22 protein-coding genes are annotated in these 24,877 nt (G+C 35.3%); 10 read left to right on the top strand and 12 right to left on the bottom strand.

The window, feature by feature from the left end; genetic code table 11:
* Window positions 1–37 precede the first annotated feature (37 nt).
* A complete protein-coding gene (locus AACZ41_RS11420; protein WP_339628593.1) occupies window positions 38–709 on the top strand; it encodes an FMN-binding protein in 672 nt (223 codons plus the stop codon).
* A 149-nt stretch (window positions 710–858) separates the two neighbouring features.
* Here AACZ41_RS11420 and AACZ41_RS11415 read toward each other — a convergent pair whose 3' ends face one another.
* The 6 genes from AACZ41_RS11415 to AACZ41_RS11390 all read right to left on the bottom strand — a co-directional run bounded on the left by AACZ41_RS11415 (window position 859) and on the right by AACZ41_RS11390 (window position 7,088).
* Entirely contained in the window at window positions 859–1,137 is a 279-nt protein-coding gene (locus tag AACZ41_RS11415) for a zinc ribbon domain-containing protein (RefSeq protein ID WP_339628591.1), read from the bottom strand.
* A 725-nt stretch (window positions 1,138–1,862) separates the two neighbouring features.
* Window positions 1,863–3,566 carry an adenosylcobalamin-dependent ribonucleoside-diphosphate reductase gene (locus AACZ41_RS11410; RefSeq protein WP_339628590.1) on the bottom strand — a complete coding sequence of 568 codons (1,704 nt, stop codon included), beginning with the start codon at window positions 3,564–3,566 and terminating at the stop codon, window positions 1,863–1,865.
* On the bottom strand, window positions 3,563–3,958 hold the full coding sequence (locus AACZ41_RS11405) for a DUF302 domain-containing protein (protein ID WP_339628589.1): 396 nt from the start codon (window positions 3,956–3,958) through the stop codon (window positions 3,563–3,565). The genes AACZ41_RS11410 and AACZ41_RS11405 overlap by 4 nt, the downstream gene beginning before the upstream one ends.
* Window positions 3,959–3,984: 26 nt before the next feature.
* Window positions 3,985–4,950, bottom strand: a complete 966-nt coding sequence (locus AACZ41_RS11400; protein ID WP_339628588.1) for a 1-phosphofructokinase family hexose kinase — start codon at window positions 4,948–4,950, stop codon at window positions 3,985–3,987.
* 297 nt (window positions 4,951–5,247) lie between these two features.
* Complete coding sequence (locus AACZ41_RS11395; RefSeq protein WP_339628587.1) at window positions 5,248–6,285, bottom strand: metallophosphoesterase; 1,038 nt, start codon at window positions 6,283–6,285, stop codon at window positions 5,248–5,250.
* A gap of 200 nt (window positions 6,286–6,485) precedes the next feature.
* The gene (locus tag AACZ41_RS11390) at window positions 6,486–7,088 is read right to left on the bottom strand and encodes a CDP-alcohol phosphatidyltransferase family protein (RefSeq protein WP_339628586.1); all 603 of its coding nucleotides are present in this window, start codon (window positions 7,086–7,088) and stop codon (window positions 6,486–6,488) included.
* 293 nt (window positions 7,089–7,381) lie between these two features.
* On the opposite strand from AACZ41_RS11390, the gene AACZ41_RS11385 reads away from it, so the two are divergent.
* From AACZ41_RS11385 to AACZ41_RS11370, 4 genes are all read left to right on the top strand, one after another.
* The gene (locus AACZ41_RS11385; RefSeq protein ID WP_339628585.1) at window positions 7,382–7,846 is read left to right on the top strand and encodes an Hsp20/alpha crystallin family protein; all 465 of its coding nucleotides are present in this window, start codon (window positions 7,382–7,384) and stop codon (window positions 7,844–7,846) included.
* A 124-nt stretch (window positions 7,847–7,970) separates the two neighbouring features.
* A complete protein-coding gene (locus AACZ41_RS11380; RefSeq protein ID WP_339628584.1) occupies window positions 7,971–10,631 on the top strand; it encodes a cation-transporting P-type ATPase in 2,661 nt (886 codons plus the stop codon).
* A gap of 577 nt (window positions 10,632–11,208) precedes the next feature.
* On the top strand, window positions 11,209–14,319 hold the full coding sequence (locus AACZ41_RS11375) for a PAS domain S-box protein (RefSeq protein ID WP_339628583.1): 3,111 nt from the start codon (window positions 11,209–11,211) through the stop codon (window positions 14,317–14,319).
* Window positions 14,320–14,327: 8 nt separating this feature from the next.
* A complete protein-coding gene (locus AACZ41_RS11370; RefSeq protein WP_339628582.1) occupies window positions 14,328–15,395 on the top strand; it encodes a response regulator in 1,068 nt (355 codons plus the stop codon).
* Between the two features lie 1,177 nt (window positions 15,396–16,572).
* Here the strand turns inward: AACZ41_RS11370 and AACZ41_RS11365 are convergent.
* The gene (locus AACZ41_RS11365; protein ID WP_339628581.1) at window positions 16,573–17,241 is read right to left on the bottom strand and encodes a BON domain-containing protein; all 669 of its coding nucleotides are present in this window, start codon (window positions 17,239–17,241) and stop codon (window positions 16,573–16,575) included.
* A 180-nt stretch (window positions 17,242–17,421) separates the two neighbouring features.
* Between AACZ41_RS11365 and AACZ41_RS11360 the strand changes: the two genes are divergently transcribed.
* Together AACZ41_RS11360 and AACZ41_RS11355 are read left to right on the top strand one after the other, a co-directional pair.
* Complete coding sequence (locus AACZ41_RS11360; protein WP_339628580.1) at window positions 17,422–17,823, top strand: hypothetical protein; 402 nt, start codon at window positions 17,422–17,424, stop codon at window positions 17,821–17,823.
* A 19-nt stretch (window positions 17,824–17,842) separates the two neighbouring features.
* Entirely contained in the window at window positions 17,843–18,202 is a 360-nt protein-coding gene (locus AACZ41_RS11355) for a hypothetical protein (protein ID WP_339628579.1), read from the top strand.
* Window positions 18,203–18,535: 333 nt separating this feature from the next.
* Here the strand turns inward: AACZ41_RS11355 and AACZ41_RS11350 are convergent, their stop codons facing one another.
* From AACZ41_RS11350 to AACZ41_RS11340, 3 genes are all read right to left on the bottom strand, one after another.
* Window positions 18,536–19,204: a BON domain-containing protein gene (locus AACZ41_RS11350; protein ID WP_339628578.1), complete on the bottom strand. Its 669-nt coding sequence runs from the start codon at window positions 19,202–19,204 to the stop codon at window positions 18,536–18,538.
* 549 nt (window positions 19,205–19,753) lie between these two features.
* Window positions 19,754–20,698, bottom strand: coding sequence for a 1-phosphofructokinase family hexose kinase (locus tag AACZ41_RS11345; RefSeq protein WP_339628577.1), 945 nt, complete (start codon window positions 20,696–20,698; stop codon window positions 19,754–19,756).
* Window positions 20,699–20,742: 44 nt separating this feature from the next.
* Window positions 20,743–20,934 (bottom strand): hypothetical protein, encoded by a 192-nt coding sequence (locus AACZ41_RS11340; RefSeq protein ID WP_339628576.1) that lies wholly within the window; start codon window positions 20,932–20,934, stop codon window positions 20,743–20,745.
* Window positions 20,935–21,398: 464 nt separating this feature from the next.
* On the opposite strand from AACZ41_RS11340, the gene AACZ41_RS11335 reads away from it, so the two are divergent.
* The 3 genes from AACZ41_RS11335 to AACZ41_RS11325 all read left to right on the top strand — a co-directional run bounded on the left by AACZ41_RS11335 (window position 21,399) and on the right by AACZ41_RS11325 (window position 22,726).
* Window positions 21,399–21,908, top strand: coding sequence for a nicotinate-nucleotide adenylyltransferase (locus tag AACZ41_RS11335; protein WP_339628575.1), 510 nt, complete (start codon window positions 21,399–21,401; stop codon window positions 21,906–21,908).
* A 31-nt stretch (window positions 21,909–21,939) separates the two neighbouring features.
* The gene (locus tag AACZ41_RS11330; RefSeq protein ID WP_339628573.1) at window positions 21,940–22,149 is read left to right on the top strand and encodes a dodecin family protein; all 210 of its coding nucleotides are present in this window, start codon (window positions 21,940–21,942) and stop codon (window positions 22,147–22,149) included.
* Window positions 22,150–22,255: 106 nt separating this feature from the next.
* The gene (locus tag AACZ41_RS11325; RefSeq protein WP_339628572.1) at window positions 22,256–22,726 is read left to right on the top strand and encodes an archease; all 471 of its coding nucleotides are present in this window, start codon (window positions 22,256–22,258) and stop codon (window positions 22,724–22,726) included.
* Window positions 22,727–23,042: 316 nt separating this feature from the next.
* Here AACZ41_RS11325 and AACZ41_RS11320 read toward each other — a convergent pair whose 3' ends face one another.
* Together AACZ41_RS11320 and AACZ41_RS11315 are read right to left on the bottom strand one after the other, a co-directional pair.
* Window positions 23,043–24,224, bottom strand: a complete 1,182-nt coding sequence (locus tag AACZ41_RS11320) for a polymer-forming cytoskeletal protein (RefSeq protein WP_339628571.1) — start codon at window positions 24,222–24,224, stop codon at window positions 23,043–23,045.
* Window positions 24,225–24,622: 398 nt separating this feature from the next.
* Entirely contained in the window at window positions 24,623–24,838 is a 216-nt protein-coding gene (locus AACZ41_RS11315) for a hypothetical protein (RefSeq protein ID WP_339628570.1), read from the bottom strand.
* Between the last annotated feature and the right edge of the window lie 39 nt (window positions 24,839–24,877).

Here is a 24,877-nt window from a genome sequence, read left to right as displayed (position 1 = left end):
GGAATATGTTAATGTTCTAACTTTAAACTCAAGTTGTATGAAAACTAAAATTATATTATTATTAGTTGTTCTATTATTTTGGAACTGCAAACAAAAACCTGGTACTGAAAAATCAAAAGAGATAGAAATCTTAAAGGAAGAAACGGCGACAGTTCTTGTTCCTCCTACAATGATAGAACTAGGTAAATTTGCCGATGTTCTTCTTTCTGACAAATCTGATATAAATCAATTCATCGACTTTAAACAAATAGATACCAACCAGTCGGTTACCGCTATTGATATGAATACAGCTATTGCGCTTTACAAAAAAATGATGAAGCGCTCAAAATCAACCTCTTTACCGATTTTCGAAATTAAAAACACTGAAGATGTAATTTTACCAATTCAAGGCGTAGGATTTGGTGGCCCTATTTGGGCAAAGGTTTTAGTGGATAGAAATACATTGGAAATCAAAAAAATAGCTTTCGAACATTTTGCGGAAACAGATGGGTACGGGGCGGCTATCACCCAGTCACCTTTTATGGATGAGTTTACAGGGACAAAAATAAATTTAGATAAAAATACATTTGCGCTTCAAAAAAACATGGAAAAAAGAATAGATGATGGGGTTATGGTCGATGGTATTTCTGGTGCAACTATGACTAGTGAAGGGGCAATAGAAATGGTCAACGAAGGATTAAAAAAATATAAGGCATATTTAAGGCCTTAAAAGATGAAAATAGAATCATAATTATTGGTTGAATTTTAGGCTAAGCTTTTGGGCGAATCTTGTCACATGCCACCCATAGCACTTTATAAACGCCAAATTGGTTTCATATTAAACTTGATTTGGAATTTTAGGAGGCATGACTTTGATTACTAATCTAAAGGTTTTAGACCCTTCCACCTTCTAAGATTGGGAAGGGTGCTGTGGGCCAATATTGTAGCTTCTTCTCTGGGCATTCCCCTTTTCTCCGCAAATGCAATATTATTTTCTATTTTCTGCTCTAAGGTTATTCCATGGTCTACAAATGCTCCTTTTACATAGCAAAAATGACAATAATCGGTATTGACAGTGCCATCTTTATTGGTGCCGAAATCTGATAAATGGTGCATGGGCATACCACAACTTTGACAAATATTTAATGAAGGTTTCATTTGTTTGAATTTTAGAATTCTAATGCTATTATGTCCTAAGGTAGAGTTCTAATCAAAAAATTAAAATGATTTTCGTCAGTTGTACTTTTCTTCTCGAAACAGCACCATAGCAAATATTCCTAATCCATCAAAATTAGGATTTTAGGGATGTTTATGTCCTTGCCCGTTAGACAAGTGAAATCGGTTAATACCAACCGATAATTGCGTAGTACTCCTCGGTTGTTTTGCCAATCCCACACTTGGACGGGCAGTAAAGTTAAAGTTGGTTCCATGTGGAGGTAAACTCTTAAAAGTATTAAGGATTTCTCCACTAAAATCAATGAATAGTCTAATACCAGCTATGCGAATGCAATGCTATCTAAAAAGGAAAGATGTGCCTGTTCCAAAACTCTCAGTTCTTGTTTCTTGTGTGTCTGCATCTATGTTCAGAATCTGAAACCCAATGGTTGTAGAGAGATCTAAAAGACCGTAAAATGCCAGGTTTTTGAAAGCATTGAACCGTATCCTATATGAAGGGAGTAAGCTTCCACTGAAGTGTCAAAACCAGAGGCATATTCCAATCCAACGAAATAGAGTTTTCCACCTTTCTGGTAGAAACAATTATTGGTTTTATTTTGAGCGATCAAACTTGAAATTGTGATTAGAAGATAACATCTCAAAAGAAATGATAACCGTATTTTTTAAATATATCAAGTCTAATAATTGTTAGTATAACTATTGATATTTTAACTGCATTTATCTTCTAAATTTATCCCACAGGGTTGTAATATTTGATTCGCTCGGCTACCATTTCGGTATATTGTTATCCCTTTTAGACCATACCTCCAGGCAGTGTTGTAGATTTCAGAAACCTCTAGGGTTGTAGTATTTCTTGAAAGGTTAATAGTTTTGGATACAGCATTGTCCGTATACTTTTGAAAGGCCCTTTGATGTAACAAGTGGTATTTCCACGGAATTTCTAAACTCGTTTTAAATAATTTTTTTATTTCTTTTGGAATGCACTTTATATTTTGAATGCTTCCATTCACGATGACTTCATGTTGTATTTCCTTAGACCATAATCCTAAGGATTTCATTTTTTCAACGAAAATAGAATTGATTTCTATTTGGGTCTTATCATCTAAAATACCGGATCTTTTATATGCAAGAGCGTAGAGTGGTTCTATGGAATAAGAGGTGTCGGCAATGACCGAAATGCTTCCAGTAGGTGCAATGCTATTACAGGTGGCGTTACGTAATAAAGTATTGGGAGCATATCGACTAGCTTTCCAAGATGGGAAACACCCTCGTGTCTGTGCCAAGTTGCCCGATGCTTCATGGCTTTTTTTTTGTATGAATTTCATGAGTACTTCAGCAAGCTCGACGGCCTTTTCCGAGGCATAGGGTATGCCAAGTATAATCAACAGTTCGGCCCAGCCCATAACACCTAATCCTATTTTACGGTTGGCCAATGTTATTTCCTTGATATTGGGTAATAAGTAGTGATTAGAACTGATAACGTTGTCTAGAAACCGAATTGCTATCAAAATAGTTTTTTCGAGTTTATTCCAATCTATTTCATTTTTTTTCTCATCATGCACTACCATTTTGGTCAGATTGATGGAACCTAGATTGCAGCTCTCAAAATCGAATAGCGGTACTTCTCCACAGGGATTGGTACAATGAATTTCTCCCTGTTTTGGCAATGGATTGTCTTGGTTAATGGTATCTAAAAAAATAAGTCCAGGCTCTCCGGTTTTTTGGGCATGTTCTACAATCAAGTCCCAAAGCTTTTTGGCCCGAATCGTCTTCGATACTTTTTTAGTTCTTGGGTTAACCAATTGCCAATCTTTGTTCTTTTCTACTGCATTCATAAATACATTCGTAATGCCTACGGAAATATTGAAGTTTTGTAGACTTTTCCCATCAGATTTTGAGGTGACGAAAGCTTCGATATCTGAATGTGTAACATCCAAGATTCCCATGTTGGCACCTCGTCGTTTGCCTGCCTGTTTCACATACTCGGTGGCGGTATCATATATTTTCATAAAAGCGATTGCCCCAGCCGAGGAGCCTTCAGATGATGTAATAATATCGCCCTTGGGGCGAAGTTTTGAGAAATTATAACCTGTACCCCCACCACTATTATGAATAAGTGCTGCATTCTTAAGCGTAGTGAAAATGGCCTCCAAATTATCTTCAACAGGAAGTACGAAACAGGCACTTAATTGGCCATTCGGTAAACCGGCATTCATTAAGGTAGGACTATTGGGTAGAAATTCAAGATTTCGCATAACACCATAAAAACGGTCGAACCATAAATCGCGGTTATCATTTTCTACGGTCACAATATGCTTTGCCACTCGTTGAAAAAGGTCATCGGGAGTTTCTGCTTTGTGCAAGTAACGAGCATGAAAAATTTGTAGCCCATTGGGGCTTAGATTCGTCATTTACTTATATTCTGAATTACTTTTTTTAGTTTTTCACGAACCGTTTCGGCTACCGTGATCAGTGCGTCATTTCTAACGGCCTGCATTGAGGCTGCGGGATCAACTGCGGCGATTTCAATCGTATTTTTTTCTTTTTCTTGAAGAATAACGTTACAAGGTAGCATTGTACCGATTTTGTCTTCAGCCTCAAGCGCCTTATATGCCAATGATGGATTACAAGCTCCTAAAATTGTATAATTGTAGAAGTCTACATCCAATTTTTTTTTCAAGGTGGCTTTCATATCTATTTCTGTAAGCACTCCAAAACCTTCTAATTTTAGCGCCTCTTTTGTTTTTGATATCGCCTCATCGAACGTTGAATTTTTTAGTTGAGTTGAAAAATAGTAGTCCATTATAAGTGTGTTTTTTTTGGTTGTTATTATGCGTTTATTTTCATTTTTTTAGTGGAATCTGTATTCGAAATTATCCATTCATTCAATTCTTCCACATCCTTCTTTTTGCAGAGTTGAGTGCCTTCTGTCATGGTAGCGGCGGTACCACAAGCCACGCCATATTTTACCATATCCGTCATCGATTTTCCGTTGGCCATGGCATGTACCATTCCTGCAACCATACTGTCACCGGCACCAATAGTGCTTTTCTGGTAAACAATAGGCGCCGCAATATGCTCAACTACGTCATTTGTTACCATAAGTGCTCCCTGTGACCCTAATGAGATCACTAACACCTCACACGCATTGTTTCTTATGAAATCTTTAGCAATAGATTCCACATCTAAAAAAGAGATGGTCTTTACACCGCAGAGTGCTGCCAGTTCACCTAAATTTGGTTTTAATAAATAAACTCCTGCTTGGGCTCCTTTTAATAAGGCTTCACCAGATGTATCAAGAATTAATTTTGCATTTTCTTTTTGGGCGATTTTAGAAACTTTAGCAAAAAAATCAACAGGCATACCTGGGCATAGACTACCACTAGCTACCAAGAAATCGCCTTCCGATAGTACCGATTCCAATTGTCTTAAAGTGTTTTTACATTCGTATTCATTGACTATGGGGCCCGGCATTCCAAATCGGTATTGCTGGTTGTTTATAGTATCGGTGACCGAGAGGTTTTCTCTTACCCATCCTGCTATTGGAATAACCTGTTGTTGTATATCCAAATCGATAAGCATATCTCGTAATTGGTTTCCAGTAGGTCCTCCGGCCATATACATGCCTAAAGAGTTTCCTCCCAATTCATTGATGACCCGTGAAACATTGATACCCCCACCACCAGCTTCATATACAGGAACTTCACAACGTAACTTACTGTTTGGCTGTATTCCTGCCACAGTAGTGCTTTTATCAATAGCTGGGTTGACCGTTAGTGTGATGATCTTTTTCATATTCAGTTCTTTTAAGCATGTGTTTAGTATCAAATGTAATGGTTCGCGTAAAGGTCTCATATGACCAAAGTCATTGTTGAAAAAGCACTACGAAAATACCCAAGTGAAAATTTTTAGAATGAAGGGATTTTTAGAATTGGGCAAGTAGCAAGTATAAAATTAGAGGTATATTTTAATCTTGCCTTGCTATTCTATCGGAAAGGATTTGTGTAATTCCAAAATTATAGTAGTGTGTAAAAGGGGGGGTATGGCCAAGGTCTGACATTTGCACTCATGGTTTGTGTAATACTTCATGATTTAGGTCATGTCCTTAGAGGAAGAAAGTTCAATAAACGTAATTTCGGGTCTCATACCTAACCTGCCAGGAAATCCCATCCAGCCTAAGCCTCGGGTCACATAAAGGTATTGACTACCTTCTTTATATAAACCTGCCCAATGTTTGTATTTATATTTTATAGGGCTCCATTTTTTATTTCTAAAACTAATTCCGGCCTGCATGCCATGGGTATGACCCGATAGGGTCAATGCAATATCTGTATGGTGTGCCACCTCTTCAGGCCAATGCGAAGGGTCATGCGATAATAAAATTTTGAAATTGGAGTCATCCACTTTTTCTAAAGCTTTTTCCAAATCACCATATTTTTTAAAACCAACATTTCCCCAGTTTTCTACGCCGATGATGGCTATTTGTGTATCGGTATTTTCAATAATTTCTGCTTCGTTCATCAACAGTTTAAAATCAATTTTTTTATAAAATTCTTGAATTCTATTAAAATTGATTTCTTTGTCGAGTGATGTAGGCCATTGACTGTAATCTCCGTAATCGTGGTTCCCCAAAACGGCGAATTTTCCTTGCTTAGCCGATAATTGTTTCAAAACAGAATCCCAACCTCGTAGTTCCCAAGCAAAATTATTCACTAAATCTCCTGTAAAGAAAATAAAATCAGGCTCTAAGTGATTTATTTTTTTGATGGCCTTTTGCAGATTATGATACTTGTAATTAAAACTGCCCAAATGAAGGTCTGAAATGTGTACGATGCGTAAGCCATAAAACCTCATAGGCAAGGCATCGAAATTTAATTTAATGTGATGTACCTTAAAACGATAAACTGCACTAAAGATGGCATAAAGAATCACGAAAAAAGGCAGAAAACCAGAAAAAATACCGACTAGAGGTATGACGATAAGGGACTCCTGTTCAGAAAATATGAAATTAGAAAAGTATAGAATGCTGATGACCACTACAAAAATAATTTTAGGGATAAATGACGATACTGTTAACCCGTATAATCTTGATATAATAAGCTGTTGACGTTCAGGTGCTACTAATTCCAATTTTATTTTTAGAAGTAAAATTGACGATATTAGGCCAATGGTAAAAATCCAGAAGGCGATATAGATACTGTTTTTTAGTAGTATCGATGTAATTGGTCGGGTTATGGATAATAACCAATAAAAGGCTAAAGCATCAATTAATAATATGGCCAGACATAAAAGAACAATGGTAAAAAAAGAGTAGGAGCGCATGTTATATTTTATTGCTTTGTGGCATTAGTGCCTTTTAATCTTCTTTTATCCTTTAGAGCGAAAAGAAGACCCTTAACATCCGCTACCCAAGAATCGTACATAAAGATGAGTATAATTTCCTCTAATGTTTCTAAAAGCCCTACTATAATCATAAAATAGAACAGCCAATATACGTGGCCGAAAAATAGTAGCCATAGTATAAAAACCCCTTGAACAACAGCAGATACTTTTGCCAAATAGGTATGAAAAGATGTTGCCTTACCATATTTGATGAATGCTATAATCATTTGAAGTAGATATGGCACAAATGCAATCAAGATGAGTGTTAGATTCGATTTTATAAAATCGGTCTCGAAAACTACTAGACCGATAAGACCCATTGTAAATGTTAATTGATCTCCGATTGAATCTAATTGAGAGCCTCGGGCGCTGGTTATTTTTAATTTTCTAGCTAAATACCCATCAATCGCATCGGTACTATAACTAATAAGTAAAAACCAAGTAAACAGTTCTCGTTCTCCGAACCATAAGAGTATTGATAGCAAAGGTACTGCTGCAATCCGATAAAATGAAAACCAATCGGCGATATTAAAGTTTTTGAATTTCCACATAGGTTTTCTCAAGCTTATTAAATAGGTGTAATTACTCTTCTTTGAAGAAAAAAGAATAAATTCTTGTGTCTAAAGCTAGAGGATAATAACGATTTTCTAAATGATATTTATCATAATTGAACGCGTAGTAAACCAGAATAGATAGTTAAATAAGTACTATTGATAGCTATTGGCATCCTTTTTTTAAAATAATAGCAAAAAAAAAATCTGTACTGACCTGCGTCATTTTATACTCTTTGTCATGAACCTAATTTTGGGGTATAATTAAATGTATAACCTTAAAATAAAATAATATGTCACTAGTAAAATTTAAAAGACAACCTTTCGGAAACTTGATTACACAAGATTTTTTTGACATGGACGATTTCTTCGAAAATCGGGGATGGATCAGAAATATGGTACCAGAAAATTTCTGGAACGGTAAAAGGTCAGAACCTGCATTGAATATTAAGGAAACTGATGATAATTTCGAAATCGAGCTTGCCGCTCCTGGTTTTGGTAAAAAGGATTTTGAGGTGACCATTGATAATGGTTGCCTGAACATTAAGGCCGAAAAGTCGTCCTCTGAAGAAGAAACCGATGATAACTATACACGTAGAGAGTTTAGTTATAATGCTTTCGAGCGCTCTTTGCAACTACCTGAAAGTGTAAAACAGGAAGCCATTAAAGCTAAATACAACGATGGTATTTTAAGTTTTAACCTAGCGAAAAAGGAAGAGGCAAAAAAACTACCACCTAAAAAGGTTCAGATTGCCTAGTGTTTAAGACACTAGTTAATTTAACCCTACTTTTTACAATACCCTCCGGCCAAAGCCTAAATACGTAAATGTTGATAGGTAAGGTTCGGAGGGTATTAATTTATACCCTTAACTCATAATATAAATGGACATAATTGTCGAGAAACCGTTTGCAATTCCCATAGACAAAGTTGTAGCCAGTTTGGATAGTCATTCCCAATTGGGGTTAGATAGGGAGGTGATCCATCAACGTTTGAACAAATATGGTACTAACGAAATACCACAATATGCACCCAAAAAAAGATGGCGCATTCTTGTTGATCAGTTATTGAATCCTATACTGTATATTCTTATAGCCGCTTCCATACTCGCATTTATTTTTAATGATATTTTAGAAGGTATTGCTATTATCATCGTTATTTTAATTTCGGCTGGTATTGGGTTTTTTATGGAACTTCAAGCTGTGCGTTCGTTAGAAGCGCTTCGTAAAATGGGTCAGTCAAAAATATTCGTCACTAGGTCGGGGAAAAGTGAACAGATTAAGGCATTTGAAGTTGTGCCTGGCGATATTATTATGTTGAGAACCGGTGATATGGTTCCTGCCGATGCTCGTTTAATACTAGTAGACAACTTATTGGTAAAAGAATCGGCCTTGACCGGTGAAAGTGCCCCGGTCATAAAGCAAACAGGAATTTTACCCAAACATACACCGATAACCGACCAATATAATATGGTATTTAGGGGCACCATGGTAATAGCAGGTTCAGGAAAGGCAATTGTTACCGCCACGGCCAAGCATACACAATTGGGGCACATACAACAACTCGGTATCGAAGCCGTTGAAGAGCGAACCCCTTTAGAAAAAAAGTTGAACCAATTGAGTAAATGGTTGATCTGGTTGACTTTGTTTTTTGCAATAACCGTAATTGTGGCAGGATATATAAGGGGAAACGATTTTTTATTAATGGTAGAAACGGGAGTAGCATTGGCCGTGGCCGCCATACCAGAAGGCCTACCTATCGTGGCGACCATTGCTTTGGCACAAGGTATGTTACGGTTATCGAAACGCCAAGTCATTATAAAAGAACTGGAAGCGGTTCAAACCCTTGGTGCAACTGATATTATCTGTACGGATAAGACAGGTACCTTGACCGAAGACCGTATGAAAGTACATGCATTACTTTATGGTAACGAATCGGTAGATATTGCATATACCGCAGAAATATCTTCTTCAATTAAAGAAAATCCAGTTTTTGAAACAATAATTCGTGCCAGTATTCTTTGTAATAATGCAGATACGAATGCTAATGATGCTCAAGGTGATTCTATTGAAATGGCATTATTGGAATTTGCCAAATATTTAGGATACGACCCGCTTTCTATAAAAGGAGATAATCCAGAAGTCTTGGAATTACCTTTTGAAGCAGCCCGCAAATTTATGGCAACCGCCCATAATCATGGAGAACATATTCATGTGTATGCCAAAGGGGCTTTTGAAAGCCTTATTACACATTGCGATTTTATGATGAATGACACCGGCATTATATCTTTTGATACTAAAAGCGAATGGCAAGAGAAGGTGAACATTCTAGCTGGCCAGGGTTTACGAACCTTAGCGTTTGCTTTTAAAGAAACGCAAAAAATACCAACTTCTAAAACGATAATGGATGGGCTTACTTTCTTAGGTATTATAGGGTTTCTTGATCCGGCACGTAAAGATGTTAAGGCGACCATAGATATTTATAAAAAAGCAGGAATAAAAGTAGTTATGGTTACTGGGGATCACCCTGGTACATCGAAAAAAATAGCGCAAGAAGTAGGTCTGTTAGAAATGAATGCTTCTCCAGATAAAGTGCTGATAGCCAAAGACCTATTTATAGTGAAGAATCCTAATACGACTGTAATGAAAAGGTTATTGAATGCTACTGTTTTTGCGCGCGTTACCCCAGAGCAAAAGCTGGATCTTGTCAAATTATATCAAAATAATAACCACATAGTAGGTATGATCGGTGATGGTATAAATGATGTTCCCGCTTTGAAAAAAGCTGATATTGGTATCGCAATGGGTATTCGTGGTACTGAGGCCGCCCGTGAAGCAGCAGATGTTATCTTGAAGAACGATGAGTTTACCGCTATAGAACTAGCAATAAGACAAGGTAGGGTGATTTTCGAGAATATCCGTCAGTTCGTGGTATATCTACTATCATGTAATTTGGCAGAGATACTTTCAGTTGGTGTCGCCGCATCTTTGAACTTTCCGTCGCCCTTGTTGCCTATGCAAATTTTGTTCTTGAACTTGATAACCGATGTCTTTCCTTCATTAGCACTAGGGTTGGGAAAAGGGGAGATAGATATTATGGAGCGACCGCCTAAAAATCCTAAGTCACCCATCATTAATAAAAGGGATTGGTACACAATAATTTTGTACGGACTTTGTATCAGTCTTGCAGTTTTAGGTATTGTTGCCTATTCACATCTTGTGTTGGAATTAACAAGTGAGACTATAAATAATATGGCATTTTATACGTTGGTAATGGCACAATTATTCAATGTTTTCAATTTACCACGACATACAGAATCTTTTTGGATCAATGAGGTGACTACTAACATTTGGGTGTGGGGGGCAATAGTTTTATCTCTAGTAATAACATTTGGTGTGTATCTAATCACTCCTGTTGCCAAAGTATTATCATTAGAGCCCATTTCTATGCAACAATTGATTTTGGTTGTGCTATTTGCCATGGGTTCTTTGGTTCTGGCGCAATTATTAAAACGTTCGAAACTATATTTCCTTGGTAAAACATGAATTGGCTAATATAATAGTACATCAATTCAAAGCGGTGTTTTAAAACCAAGTCAGCATGAGACCAAAGTTTTGAAACCTTATTCGTGACCATATGTAATTCATATCATTCTTTATATAAAATATTATGGTTTGTTTAAATTAGGTAATCATTCATTTTTCAAAAGAATTTACATAAATCTTCCATTACCTTTTCGCAATACAAAATAATCAGGTTTTTAGTTGAATTGTTGAAAGTACCGCCAACTATATAATAACCTTCTCTGAATGATAAAGGTGTATAAAGCTTGGGTACTGTGCCGAAGCCAAAACAGTTTTTATGAGTTCTCTTAGGCGAAAAACGTTTTGCTACCATTAAAAAAAAAATATTTTCTTTTTCGAACCTGATTGATGACTAATATCATTTTTATCCTTGCATAGCAATGATACATTTGAAGAAATGCAATACATGGTGATGTGTATTTCAGAAATAATCTAAAAAAAATTATTGGTTTTGTTAACAATATAATCGGTCAGATAAATTGCCAAAAATATATTATTCAGAATACGAAATGTAAGAAGTATAAATTTATGTAACGCTATGAACCGATTAAAAGAAAAAGGTAAAAAAAAACCAAAATTAACTGAAGCTTCCATATATCAAGTCATTTTCGACTCTTCTTTAGCAGGTTTGTTCGTGCTTGATGCAGAGGGCAATATTCTAAAAGCAAATGCTAAGAGTGAGCGTATGTTCGGTTACAAAAAAGGAGCATTAATAAATAAAAATATCGAGATCATCTTTCCGAAGAGATTTAAAAAAGAGTTAGAATTCTTCATGAAAAACCCGCCCTCAGATCCAGTACAGATTTTAGGTTTAGATAAAAATGGGGTAGAATTTGCGATTGATTTTAGAATGGTTAGAACAGTTATCGAAGACCAAACAATTTCAGCGGTTTATTGTAAGAACGCCGATCTAGCCGTTTTTGAAAGTGACAGAAAACTTAGAACACTTATTGCGAACGCACCTGGTATTGTATACCGATGTAAAACGGATAAGCTCTGGACAATGGAATTTCTTAGCAGCGCATGTGAATCTATCAGTGGGTATGTACCAGAACAATTTTATGAACAAGGTAATTTAAGTTGGGATACACTCATTCATACTAATGATAGGGACGAGGTCAATAATGAAAGGCGAAAAGCCATATCGAAGAAAGAATCGTATCAAATTTGCTATCGAATTACAACAGCCACCAACAAGTTAAAATGGATATTGGAAATGGGGTCTTGTGTAGAAGATCAATTAGGTAGTGTTGATTATCTAGAGGGTTTTATGCAAGATATTACCAAACAAAGAGAATTTGAAGTTTCACTTACAAAAGAGAAGGAACTGCTTCATAAATATTTAGATACTGCCGCATCGATTTTTCTGGTTATTGATATTGACCATAAAATTACGATGGTAAACCGAAAAGCGTGCGAGGTACTTGGTTATGAGGCTAAGGAGATTTTGGGTAAGAATTGGTTTAATCATTTTATTGATAAAAGCGAACAAAAAGATTTAGACCATTTGTTCGACGATATAATTAAATGTAGAATAGAAGCACCTGATGTATATGAGAACTGGGTGATTGCCAAAGGAAATAAAAGTAAATTGATTCGTTGGCGAAATGCTTTATTGAAAGATGAAAACGGTACAGTGACCGGTTTGATAAGTTCAGGTATCGATGTTACCGAACAAGTAGGTGCTGAAAAGGAATTAAGCGATAGCGTAGATAAAAACAAGGCTATTCTTAAAGCTTTGCCTGATGTAATGACCATACATGATAAAAAGGGTACTATTATAGAATTACATGTTCCCGAAGAATCATGTCACGTTGGCCCAATAGCTAAATTTGAGGTAAAAAAAATAAAAGATCTTCTACCAAAAGAAGTGGGGGATAAGCTGAAAAAGGCAATATCAACTGTTCTTCGTAACCAACAAATGGAAACAATGGAAGTAACGGTACCAGTGGCCTACAAAAAGGTCGATTACGAATGTAGGTTAGTACCATTGAACAAAAGTCAAGTGTTGACAATTGCTCGAGATATTTCAAAAACAAAGGAAATTCAAAACACGTTACGTTTAAGGAACAAAGCACTAAATGTTGCCGGAAATGGAATCGTTATCGTTGACGCCCAAAAACTTGAATTACCCATAATTTATTGTAATAATGCATTTATTGAAATGACAGGTTACGAACGCGAAGAAGTTATAGGTGCCAATTGTCAATTTCTACAGAATGACGATCGAGATCAAGAGGCCATTGTGACAATGGCAAAAGCGATTCAAAAAGGTGAAGCATGTCGAGTGTTTTTGCGAAATTATCGCAAAGATGGCTCCCTATTTTGGAACGATCTGAGTATTACACCCTTATTCGATGAAAATAAAAAATTAACCCACTTCATTGGGGTACAGAACGATGTTACCGAAATTCAGAATGCAAAAAACCAGTTAGAACAATACGCTATTAAGCTAGAAGATAAAGTAGCCGAACGCACTAGGGAAATAGAAGCTACGGTACAAAAATTGGTCGAGAACAATCTTATTCTTGAAGATCAGATTCAAGAGACCAAATTAGCAGAAAGTATGGCCAAGTTTAGCCAAGCTCAGTTCAACGCAATTGCTGAAAATTTCCCAAATGGGGTTATTATGGTATTCAATGCCGATTTTGAACTTGTGTATATAGAAGGGGAAGAACTCAAACATTCGTACCTCAATAAAGACGATTTTGAAGGAAAACATATTGATGTTATCCCGATTTTTTCCAAAAAGGAAATTAATCAAATAAAGCAAGATCTACTCAGAACTATAGCGGGTGAAAGTCTTTCTTTTGAGGCAGAGTTCGGGAGCAATTTTTATGCCGTGAATACCACGCCCTTAAAGTCTAATGAAGAAAGTTTGGTTTGGGCACTTATGGTTTACAATAATATTACCGAACAAAAAAAAGTACAAGTAGAATTATCCAAGGCTTTAAGGGCAGAACGAGAACTCAATGATCTAAAATCACGCTTTATCTCAATGGCCTCTCATGAGTTTCGCACGCCATTAAGTATTATTCAATCTTCTGCGATTTTGATAGGAAAGCAAAATGGACCGGATATGGAAAAACGACGAGAAAAACATGTTTCGCGAATACATACCCATGTAAAAAATTTGGTTGTTATCCTAAATGATTTTCTATCACTAAGTAAATTGGAAGAAGGTAAGTTGTTTGCAAAACCTCAATATTTTGAATTGATCGATTACTGCAAAACTGTTATCGATGAAATGGAGTCGACTAAAAAGGAAGGACAGACTATTCTATTAACGTATACAAGTGCTGAAATATCTGTCTTTTTAGATCCAAAATTGTTGAGCCACATCTTAATCAACCTGTTGTCAAACGCCTTAAAATATTCTGAAGAGGGCAAAGAGGTGATTATGGAAATTCAACAGGCCAATGAAGCAGTAGTAATTAAAATCACAGACAATGGTATCGGCATACCGGAAAAGGAACAAAAGAGTTTGTTTGAACGTTTTTTTCGCGCCGAGAACGTAACGAATATAAGTGGTACCGGCCTTGGGCTGCATATAGTCAAACACTATACAGAGCTGATGGATGGCACTGTAGGTTTTAAAAGTAAAACCGGTAAGGGAAGCACCTTTACGGTACAACTTCCTTCTAAATAAATAAGAACATGAAAAAAATACTATTGATCGAGGACAACGAAGATGTTCGAGAAAATACAGCAGAAATATTGGAACTGGCCAATTACCAGGTAGTTACCGCTGAGAATGGTAAAATAGGAATAGAAAAAACGAAGGAATTCACACCTGATATAGTGCTTTGTGATATCATGATGCCACTAATGGATGGATTTGAAGTACTACGAGCTTTTGAAAAAGATGGTAGTATAGCTAGTACACCCTTTATTTTTCTTACGGCAAAGACAGATAGGTCGGACATGCGAATGGGTATGAACTTAGGCGCAGATGACTATTTGACAAAACCATTTGAGGAACAAGAATTGTTGGATGCAATTGCCTGTCGTCTTAATAAACATGAGAATTTAAAAAAAGAAATCATAAAAAATTTAGAGGGTCTCAATAGATTTTTTGGTGAAGTTTCTGAATATGAAGATATGGAAGGCCTCTCTAAAAACCATAGCCTAAAGCCCTATCAAAAAAAGGAAATTATATTTTGGGAAGGGGACAATGCCCATTCACTTTACTTTATAGAAAGTGGAAACGTAAAAACCTACAAAAGTACCGAGTCTGGTAAAGAATTAGTTACAGGGCTTTATGGGCCAGGTGATTTTGTTGGGCAATTATCATTATTACATGCTGCCGGAACCTATGTAGAAAATGCTGTTATTATGGAAGAGGCTGAACTTTGTGCCATACCTAAGTCTGATTTTATAAAATTGCTTAATGGTAACCCAGCGGTCTCTCAAAAATTTATTTCTCTGATTTCTAATAACTTAATAAACGTTCAGACACATCTAGTAGATATGGCCTTTGCTACCGTGCGACAACGTGTGGCCAAAGCACTATTGGAACTATACGAGAAAGGTCTTATTAAAGACAAACCGAACAAGGGTATGTCAATTCCTCGTGAAGATTTTGCAGGTATGATCGGCACGGCCACCGAAACTGCCATTCGCACACTTTCCGATTTTAAAGATGAAGGTTTGATTACAACAGATAGTGGTCGAAGAATCATTATTCTAGATAAAGAAGAATTACTTCATATTGCAGATTGTTAAATCGTGTGAACTACTATTACTTAATCATTTTTAATATCTGCTTAAAAACAACTTGGGGAAAATGCTCTTGAAATGACTTGAATTATACTTAAAAAGTATGGAGTTGTTTAAATATGCCTTAGTGGAACTTGTTTATCTACATCTATTACAAACCTTATGAAGTCGTGAAAACAATATGGTTAAAACAGGATTCTCGGTACTTTTTTAATTAAAATTTATCGAAGGCCACCCCATATTAAAGAGGCAATTCTAGAAATAAGTAATACTACTTCAGTAAAACCAAATATTTCCATTTTAGGAAAATTAGGGCAAGATTGTTTACTGAACAATAAACAAACCAAATTAGCCAAAACGGAATTAAAGCATTATTTGAATGGGGTATTGGGAGAAAAACTGATTTTGCGATTTTCTGTTATCTCGAAATAGGTACACTGTTCATAACAGGTTCTTTGGCTTCCCAGTTTTTGAATGAAAATCATGTTACAGTTTTGGTGAAATACCTTCTGGACCATATGGTATTCTAAGAGGTCTTGGTATAACCGAAAATAATTCATCCAAATATTTAAAAGATTTGAACGAGGAATGTTTTCTTCTCTTCGTAAGAGGTTATGATCCTGAATTGAAAATCATTGAATAATTACTTTAAAAATAAAATTCACAGCATGATACATTTTAGAGTAATTCTCTCATCACTTATATTTTAAAATAGAACAAATAAAAACAGGAGACCGAGGCCTCCTGTTTCACACGAAACGTATGAATTCGTTTATGATTTCTATCTAACTTTTACATCATTTTATCTCTAAATTGATTCAAAAGTTGATTTTGACACTTACGGCATCATCCGAAACGCTATGGTTTCTTTTTCCTTACAGAACTAAAAACCAATTTTGTATTTAAAAAAGAAACCGAAGTACCGAAATACCTCGGTTTCCTAGAAGATGTTCTTCAACTTAATTTCTACTATAATGATCCTACTTAAACATATTGCTATATCCGTTCGAGATTAAAAAGGTATCAACTAGTTTTCGCAACCTCTTCTTTTCTTGCATTTTAGTACTCTTTATGAATACTAAATATAACTGTTGTTTTTCAATGAACTTTTAATGATACAGCTAAGTTGCATTGTTGTTTTGATATCTAAAATGACCTAGGTCAGTTTGGCTGTTTTTTTATATTATACGAACTCGGGGTAAGATTGTACCACAATATCATTTTGTACATGTCGAACACCATTAGCTTTATAAGCTGTTTTTTCTATCAATTCCCGTTCCTTTAAAGAATGAACCCTTCCCTTAAGCTGAACAGTGTCACCATCAACTTGAACTCGAATACCTTTGGCCATCAAATTGGTAGAACGCTCTAAGGCCTGGGTAATTTGCTCTTCAATATTCTTGGCTTTTGCCACTGGTATTATCTCGATGTTGTTGACGACACCCTTTACTCCTAATAAGTTTTGTAAACTGTATTCTGCCTCTTTTCGTTGAAAATCCCAAGCTACATTACCTGATAAATATATATAACCATCTTCAACAAAAACCATGATTTTTTCATTGGGTATTTTAGCGTTCCATTCCAATGCGTGTACCGCTGCTTTTGCAATTTCTTTATCGGTCTTTTTAAAATCTTCACCATATTTTACCTCAATATCTTCAGCAACTGCTTTAACGCCAGCAACATGCTTCGCAACTTTATTGGCCAAGGCTTTTTTGTGGTATTCATTTACAACGCCACTTAGTGTTACAATACCATCTTCAACAATAACTCCTATTTGTGTTTCGTCTATATTGGGTTCAAACACGAGTTCGTCTAATATATCTTGTTTTATTTGTGCATCTGATTTCATGTAATGTTGATTTTACATAAAATTACTTTATTCAAAAGGCTTTAAAAATGACGTTGGTCAGTTTTAGTACTAATTTATTACGCCTATATTTTTAGTGAGAATTTATACTGATCTAAATCATTTGGTGCTATAAAACTATTTTGAATTTTTGAGGAGTAATAAAATCAAAATAAAATTCAAATGAAAACAGCAACTTCAAATACAAAAGCAGCATTATTACTATTGGGTGCGAGCCTTGATGTTCTTCATCAAGAAAGTAGAGAGTGGTTAGAAACCATTGCCTTCTGGCAAGACGAAACCAAATTCTTTGCCAATTTGTTGAATAAGGATAAAAAAAAGACATCTGAGTATACCGAAATGTTGAAGAATTTAGACCAAATACATGCAAATCTGTTTGATTATTTAGAAGACGATATTAAACAGCATGAGCGCCTTTTATCACATTTAATTAAAGGTCAAAAAGGATTATCTGACATGGACTACCGTGATAAACATAGAAGCCTTGGTGAGCGAATGGATTTATTCACCAATGATTTCAGGGAATTCAAAAAAATGGTGTTCGGGTATGTCAAGAAACTCTAAATGTTAAAAAACTAAAGCTATGGAACTGACCGTATTTATAAATGATTTTAGACCTGTGGATAGCATTGCCCGTTTTATGGATTTTTACTATAGCGCACAAATGACGTATTTAGCTAGTGATCTATTGGAACAAGGCCTATCACCCAAGCAGATATCAGATGCGGTTATTAAGGCGATAAATATAAGCAAGGCTTCAGGATTGGAATTGAACAAACATTTCAAACCGGTTTTTAGTGGGATCGAAAGACAAATTATAAACGATTGTAAACTATCCCACTTGGCTTATGGCCTAGTGATGATTAATGCAGATGTAGAACTTTCGGTCGTAGGTGATTTTCAGGTAAGTTTGTTACAGTCCTATTTAATTAATCATAGCTGATTGAATATCGATTTCCTAGCCTATTGGGCAATGGTCAGAGCCAAGTAATTGAGAATATATAGTAACTGCTTTTACTTATTATACTATTGATTTGATAATTAAAAAATAGTCGTTTCATCAGCCAGTATTGCGTGCTCAAATTTGAAAGTGACAGCTTCAATATTTTGTGTGGAGATTTAAATGTTTTTAATAACTACCCTAAGACCTAATTTATATTTCATAGAATAATCTTCATACTTTAAATCTTATAGAATTTGACCCAATGAAAAAGCCCTAACTATAGATATAAAGAAAGAGCTTTTTCATTGATACTATACTAAGCTTACCTAAAGATTATGCATATGTGGGATAGTATTGAACTTTAAGTTTGTTAACAACATGAAGTACTCCTGGAGCCCTAAATGCCGCTTTTTCCGCTTCCTCTTTTTCTTTGATTGAGTTTACTTTTCCACTAAGGGTTACGGTATTACCATCGGTAGAGACCATAATCCCCTTTGCATCGATTCGTGCAGATCTCTCAAAAGCTTCCTCAATGGTGTCTTTCACCAATATAGGTTTTACATCTTGTTTGATCGAAATACTATTGGATACGCCTTTAACACCTACCAAATCTTTTACGGCATTTGAAGCTGAATATTTTTGGTAAGCCCATTTAACAGCTCCCGAAAGAGTCACCCAACCATTCTCTACTTTTACAATAACAGCGTCATTTGGTACTGAAGAGTGCCATTCTAAAGCATCAACAGCGGCCTTGGCAATTTCAGTATCAGATTTATCCAAACTTGACGGATATTTCACCATGATATCTTCTGCGACCGCTTTTACGCCACTCACCCGTTTGGCCGCTTTTTCAGCTGCTATTTTTTTTGAATGGCTATCCACTTCACCACTTAAGGTAACGACACCTTCGTCTACCGCCACGCCGATTTTGGTTTCATCTATACTAGGTTCCCATGCCAGTTCGTCTTGTACATCTAATTTAATTGTTGCATCTGTTTTCATCTGTAAATTATTTAATTGTTTATTTTTTTTATTTGTAATTCGCCAATAATGGTATAGGTTAAAAATGACTATCTGCTTGGATCTAGTCAAAGTATTTAGATTTGGCTTATACTATTAAGAGTAAATGTATAATGATGCTAAGCGGCTTAAAATGATGTGCATCAGTATAGAATATTTTAACAAATTAGATTAGTTGTTCTGATGGGTAAATAATTATGCCAGGTTTTACGATAATTCGAATATATTCTTAACCGCGTAAGAGAAATAAAAAAGTATTAGGTTTTACTTTAGCATACTAGTTTTACAGGTAATTAAGAAATTAAAGTTGGGTGTTTTTTACCAGTAACCGATGTATTCACTAATTCAAGGGTATTGAAATTGTTCATTAAAGGTTTTACGAATGTTTGCAGTTATGTATTTCTTGAAAATTAAAAGAACCTTTAGCCCAAACAGGTAATTTTTTTTAAATACGAAGGATCTTATTTTAAGATATGAGGATAAGATAGTCATGTTTTCTTATCTCAAATATAGTATTGGCCGGTTAACTATTTATTTGACAGAAACATTTAATTTCACCCATTTAAAGATTTTTTCAACATCTTCTTTTTGACAAAGTTGGGTTCCACGTTTTAAGGTAGCGGCGGCTCCAGCAGCGACTCCATATTGTATCATAGTTTTGGGAGTATGCCCTGCCTGTGCTTTCAAAAGCATACCAGCTAACATACTGTCGCCAGCACCGATCGTATTCTTTTCATGGACTATGGGCGCCGGTATGTATTCAAGAATATCTTCAGTAACCAATAAAGCACCACGACGCCCTAATGATACGGCCATGATTTTGCAATTATGGGTTGCCATAAAATCTTTAGCAGATTCTTCTAACATCTTGTTTGATAACATCTCATTTCCATAAAGACTTGCGAGTTCGGATAAATTTGGTTTAAATAAATAAATGTCCGTATTTATGGCGTGCTTTAAGGCTCTTCCTTTGGTGTCTAAAATAAATTTTGCTCTTTTTCGCTTGGCTATCTCGCCTACCATCATATAATAATCATCTGGGATACCTGAAGTTAATTTTCCGCTGACTACTAAAAAATCGGTTTCGTTTAAAGTGCTTTCAATTATGTTCAAACCTTTTTGCCATTCATTATCGTTTACGGTCGGTCCTGGGAGTCCGAAACGATAATATAAATCTGTAGCGGTATCAAATACTGAAAGGTTCTCACGCGTTGTTCCTTTCAAGTCAATAACATAGTGTTCAATATCTTCATTTGATAATAATTCTTGAAGATGTATTCCTATACGCCCACCAGAGAAATGAATGGCGACTGATTTGCCTCCCAAATTATTTATGGCCCTAGAAACGTTGATGCCACCTCCGCCAGAATAATATACTGGTTCAGTACATCCTATCTTTTTGTGAGGTACTAAACTTGGTATTGTCGTGTTTTTATCAACGACTGGGTTTACGGTAAGGGTGAAGATTCTGTTCAATTAGTTGTGTTTATTTAAAATGAATTTATAGTTACTGCTTTCTGCTAGCCTAGAGTTAGTTCGTTTTTTTCACCTTTGTTGATGTTCCCGGTACCTTGTAAAAAGGCATCGGGGTTAAATGAATTACTATCAATGTCCTCATCGACCAGAAATTGGGCAAATTCAGGAAAATCGCTAGGTGCTTGTCCGCATAATTCGAATTTTGTATTGAACGCTTTAGCAGATTTGATTGCCATTTATCTACCGAAATAATCCCATCAGCACATAATTGGACTATTGAATTTTTACACATAGCAACTATTTTGTGCCCTTCAGACGAATAACCGGTAATCGTATTGGTAGCATAAACATAGTAGTATGTAATGGGTACTACTTGGGGGGTAAGAGCTTGAAATATATGCTAAATGACCAATGTAATTGTTGGTCAATAGTTCAATAGTCAATAGACTCCTTTTTATTTTAATTTCTTCTCATAACCTCCGGTATTTCTTAGCTTTTCTTAAAACTAAGACTTACACGTTGTACGGCATATGATTTTGGTCAGTACTTATAAAATTGATAATTAATCGGTTTATACATTTTTTTTCAACTGATACAGGTCATTGTAGACAATGGCATTCCTCAATAATTTAGCCAATAGCAACAAGTGAAAAATTAAGTAAACACGAACATTTAAGTATTAACTAAAAAATTAAAAATCATGAAAAAAGTATTATTAGGTTTATTGGCAATTGGGTTAAGCTCTCAAGCTTATTCCCAAATTATTAAGACAGAGAAGTTATCTGAGGTATCTGTGTATGCAACTAATTATAAGTACTTGAACGAATTAAATACAAAAGAAGAAGCATCGATTCCTGTAGAATTATTACAACGTAAGGTCGCATCGTTCGATGTTAAAGATTCTGAGTTTTATCAAGATGATTATGATTTATATCAGATTAACTTTTTTATTCCTGAGGGCACTATTTTAGCTGCCTACGATGCAGATGGAAAACTGATCCGTACAGCAGAAAGATTTAAGAATGTCAACCTGCCGAAAGCTGTGAGGGAATCTGTTTATAATCGTTTTCCTGGATGGACAATTACCAAAGATATTTATTTAGTGAATTATCAAGATAACAAGGGAGCAAGTAAGAAGTATAAGTTGAAACTAGAAAACGGTAATGAAGTTGTAAGGGTCAAAGTTGATGAAATGGGAAACTTTCTTTAAAAAAAATTATTAATCATAAAAAATAAAAATTATGTCTGTACTAAAAGTCATTGAACTCATGGGAAACTCAACTGAAAGTTTTGAAAAAGCAGTTGAGAACGTTATTGCACAAGCATCAAAAACGATAAATAATATTAGATCAGTTTACATTCAAGATATGCAGGTATCGGTAGATAACAATAAAATTGTTCAATATAGAGTAACTACCAAAGTTTCCTTCGAAATTTCAATGCAAGAATGATTTTGGCAATTTAATTGAGAGCGTTGTTTTATGAATATCCGATCAAATTCTAGATGTTCAAAACAACCTCTCATTTTGTGATTTTTTTATAAATAAAAAAAATATTATGGAAACTCAAATTTTAAACAAGCAGCACCGGCATCTTAATCGTAATATGGATAGGATTGCCAAAGTTAAACCGCAAGTGACTATTCAAATAGAAGCGAACGGTTTACATGAACTTTTTAAAAAGAGCTTAAAAAGCTTGGCCAATAAGTTGAAATATAAAATTTACAATCCTACGCGACATACTGATTGTACAATGAAAATAGAGGTTGATGCAACAAATAGCACGAATTTATTGAAGAAATTCTTAAACCAAGTCTTAGAATTGACACATACACATCATACCATTTTTTGCACTATGTACATCGAAGAACTTAATGAGAAGAGATTGATTGCACAATTATTTGGTAATTGGTTCGATAAGTTTGATAATAAGATAAAATATGTTCCTGAAAACGGTATTCTTATAAGTAGTGAAACGGATTCGTCAAACCCTTTTACAGGCTCAATCATTTTTAAGTGTGAAGAGTAATTCTAACGGTGTATTTGAACAATATTTTCAAATACAAGCTTTTTCAAATTGGTAATTAGCTACCTCATAAATAATTAACAGGGTCATTCTGTAAGTTATTTATCGAGATAGATTTATATTTTTTTTCTTCAAAATAGTTAAGTGTATTCTCACTTGTAATATTATAAAGTTTTAACCTTCATAATAAGATTTGAAAACAAGTATATTTTTATTCAAATCGATATTGGATTATTAGTTCATGCTATTGATCCACATTGCATGAACTAAGCTCATATCTTCTCTAATGGACACCAAATAAAGTGCCGATACGTTCATATCAATTTTCAAACTTCAAGGAAGCCTTTTTCTGCAACAGTGTATATGTAATTAATCCATATGCCATTGCGATAACGACAAAGGATAATAAGGTACCTAAGAAGGGTATAAAGGTCAGCAAACGTATAACCGAGGCAATACCCAAAGCCAAAATTGCCATTGACCAAAAATTCCATTGTTTATCGGCTTTTTTGCCAAGATATTGCGCAATTAACAAGGCCGTTATTAAATGCCCAAATAGTAAGCTGAAGACATAAAAGCCCCCTAGAAATAAACCAATAGGAATACCGATGATCATGACGATCATTGCTATAACTAGAAAAGGAACTCCGATGAGATATATTGCCCCGTAGCCCACGCTCTTTAAAAAGGTAGTATCTAGATAGGAGGCAGCAGTTGAAAAAAAGTTGCCAAATGCCCAATTCAAAAGAACGATAACCAAAAATGCCGAGAAAAGATAGAACAACCAAAAACCGAAAGCGGCGATACCAAAACCTTTCCATGAAAATTCTTGTCGGTCGCCCATAAGCGTTTCATCAAAATTGGCCGTTGCGCCGATAAGGGAATTCTTAAAATCTACTTGATTGTCCTCTGACCAATAGTGTACATTCTCATGAAACTTGGCACTTTCGCCAATGGTAATCGATGAAGCCGCTAATTTAGAGGTGCCTTTGATTTCTCCATTAATGAGTATGTCTTCACCAAATAGCTCAGCTTCTTCGTTAATAGTTCCATTTATTATTAGTTCTCCTGAATACGATTTTATAGTTCCCATGACTTCACCATTCATTTCTATATCACCAGAAAAATTGATGAGGTTACCGTGAATGATGGTATTTTCGGTAATAAGAACTTCACCACCGGCCACGATAACATCGTCACCAACTTCAGCGTCAATGGTCAATTTTCCTCCTGCTGCACGTATATCATCGGCCACATAGCCTTTGACGATGACTTCACCACCGGCGACTATTAAATCTTGATAAATGGTATCTCGAATCGTAATTTTACTACCTGCCAAAACCATATCGCCACTTACTACAGCATTGATATCTATGTTTTTTCCAGCCAGATAGATGTCATCTTTTTGATGTTCTGAAATTAGTATGTCCTTTCCTCGTTCATGCTGAGCGATGGCTACTATTGTAAAGAGTAATGTACAGTGAAGTAGTAGTGTTCTCATAACGCTGGTTTTAAAAAGTTTAACTCAAAGTAATTGAAAACTAGAATGTTATAAAATGATTTGAGTCAGGTGGTATATATTTTTATGCATGTATCAAGAACTTGAATTTCATTCGATACGAGTATTGTATTTAATCAAATTTTTATAGCCATAATCCGTTCTTGTAATAATCAACAGGAAAAGGTTTTATCCCAAAGAATAAAGCCTACAGAATCGGTATGTATATTTGTTCTCTTATACCTTGCCCTATGGCCAAAGTGTAGATTTTAATATACTTCTAAATATAGGTAATGCCCTTACCATTGTAGGGTCAGGTTTGCTAAGGTCTTATCGATTTTGAACCGATTTATTTTTCTAAACGAAAAATTATTTTACTATAATCTTGGTTTGGATGGAAGTTATTTAGCGCTTTTATGGGTTTCTAGATGGTGTTTCAATAATTGCTTTAAACTTTCTAGGTATTCTTGCATGACTTCCTTATCGATATGTGGATTTTGCTTAGTGGGAATAGTCAATGGATTTTCATCCAAAGAACGATAAAGTTCTGGATAATTGGTCTCGATATTCGTTGTAAGCTTTTCGATTTCATCTACTACCTTTCTTAAATCGTTCATGACACTAGTGCATTAGTTGTGAGGAGTAAATATATTCTA

Source organism: uncultured Maribacter sp., from assembly GCF_963974015.1.
Lineage (GTDB): Bacteria > Bacteroidota > Bacteroidia > Flavobacteriales > Flavobacteriaceae > Maribacter.
This window is presented reverse-complemented; position numbering and strand designations above follow the sequence as displayed.

Coding starts and splice junctions, on each gene's coding strand:
- AACZ41_RS11420 (WP_339628593.1), top strand. CDS start 38: ATGAAAACTAAAATTATATTATTATTAGTTGTTCTATTATTTTGGAAC.
- AACZ41_RS11415 (WP_339628591.1), bottom strand. CDS start 1,137: ATGAAACCTTCATTAAATATTTGTCAAAGTTGTGGTATGCCCATGCAC.
- AACZ41_RS11410 (WP_339628590.1), bottom strand. CDS start 3,566: ATGACGAATCTAAGCCCCAATGGGCTACAAATTTTTCATGCTCGTTAC.
- AACZ41_RS11405 (WP_339628589.1), bottom strand. CDS start 3,958: ATGGACTACTATTTTTCAACTCAACTAAAAAATTCAACGTTCGATGAG.
- AACZ41_RS11400 (WP_339628588.1), bottom strand. CDS start 4,950: ATGAAAAAGATCATCACACTAACGGTCAACCCAGCTATTGATAAAAGC.
- AACZ41_RS11390 (WP_339628586.1), bottom strand. CDS start 7,088: ATGTGGAAATTCAAAAACTTTAATATCGCCGATTGGTTTTCATTTTAT.
- AACZ41_RS11385 (WP_339628585.1), top strand. CDS start 7,382: ATGTCACTAGTAAAATTTAAAAGACAACCTTTCGGAAACTTGATTACA.
- AACZ41_RS11380 (WP_339628584.1), top strand. CDS start 7,971: ATGGACATAATTGTCGAGAAACCGTTTGCAATTCCCATAGACAAAGTT.
- AACZ41_RS11375 (WP_339628583.1), top strand. CDS start 11,209: ATGAACCGATTAAAAGAAAAAGGTAAAAAAAAACCAAAATTAACTGAA.
- AACZ41_RS11370 (WP_339628582.1), top strand. CDS start 14,328: ATGAAAAAAATACTATTGATCGAGGACAACGAAGATGTTCGAGAAAAT.
- AACZ41_RS11365 (WP_339628581.1), bottom strand. CDS start 17,241: ATGAAATCAGATGCACAAATAAAACAAGATATATTAGACGAACTCGTG.
- AACZ41_RS11360 (WP_339628580.1), top strand. CDS start 17,422: ATGAAAACAGCAACTTCAAATACAAAAGCAGCATTATTACTATTGGGT.
- AACZ41_RS11355 (WP_339628579.1), top strand. CDS start 17,843: ATGGAACTGACCGTATTTATAAATGATTTTAGACCTGTGGATAGCATT.
- AACZ41_RS11350 (WP_339628578.1), bottom strand. CDS start 19,204: ATGAAAACAGATGCAACAATTAAATTAGATGTACAAGACGAACTGGCA.
- AACZ41_RS11340 (WP_339628576.1), bottom strand. CDS start 20,934: ATGGCAATCAAATCTGCTAAAGCGTTCAATACAAAATTCGAATTATGC.
- AACZ41_RS11335 (WP_339628575.1), top strand. CDS start 21,399: ATGAAAAAAGTATTATTAGGTTTATTGGCAATTGGGTTAAGCTCTCAA.
- AACZ41_RS11330 (WP_339628573.1), top strand. CDS start 21,940: ATGTCTGTACTAAAAGTCATTGAACTCATGGGAAACTCAACTGAAAGT.
- AACZ41_RS11325 (WP_339628572.1), top strand. CDS start 22,256: ATGGAAACTCAAATTTTAAACAAGCAGCACCGGCATCTTAATCGTAAT.
- AACZ41_RS11320 (WP_339628571.1), bottom strand. CDS start 24,224: ATGAGAACACTACTACTTCACTGTACATTACTCTTTACAATAGTAGCC.
- AACZ41_RS11315 (WP_339628570.1), bottom strand. CDS start 24,838: ATGAACGATTTAAGAAAGGTAGTAGATGAAATCGAAAAGCTTACAACG.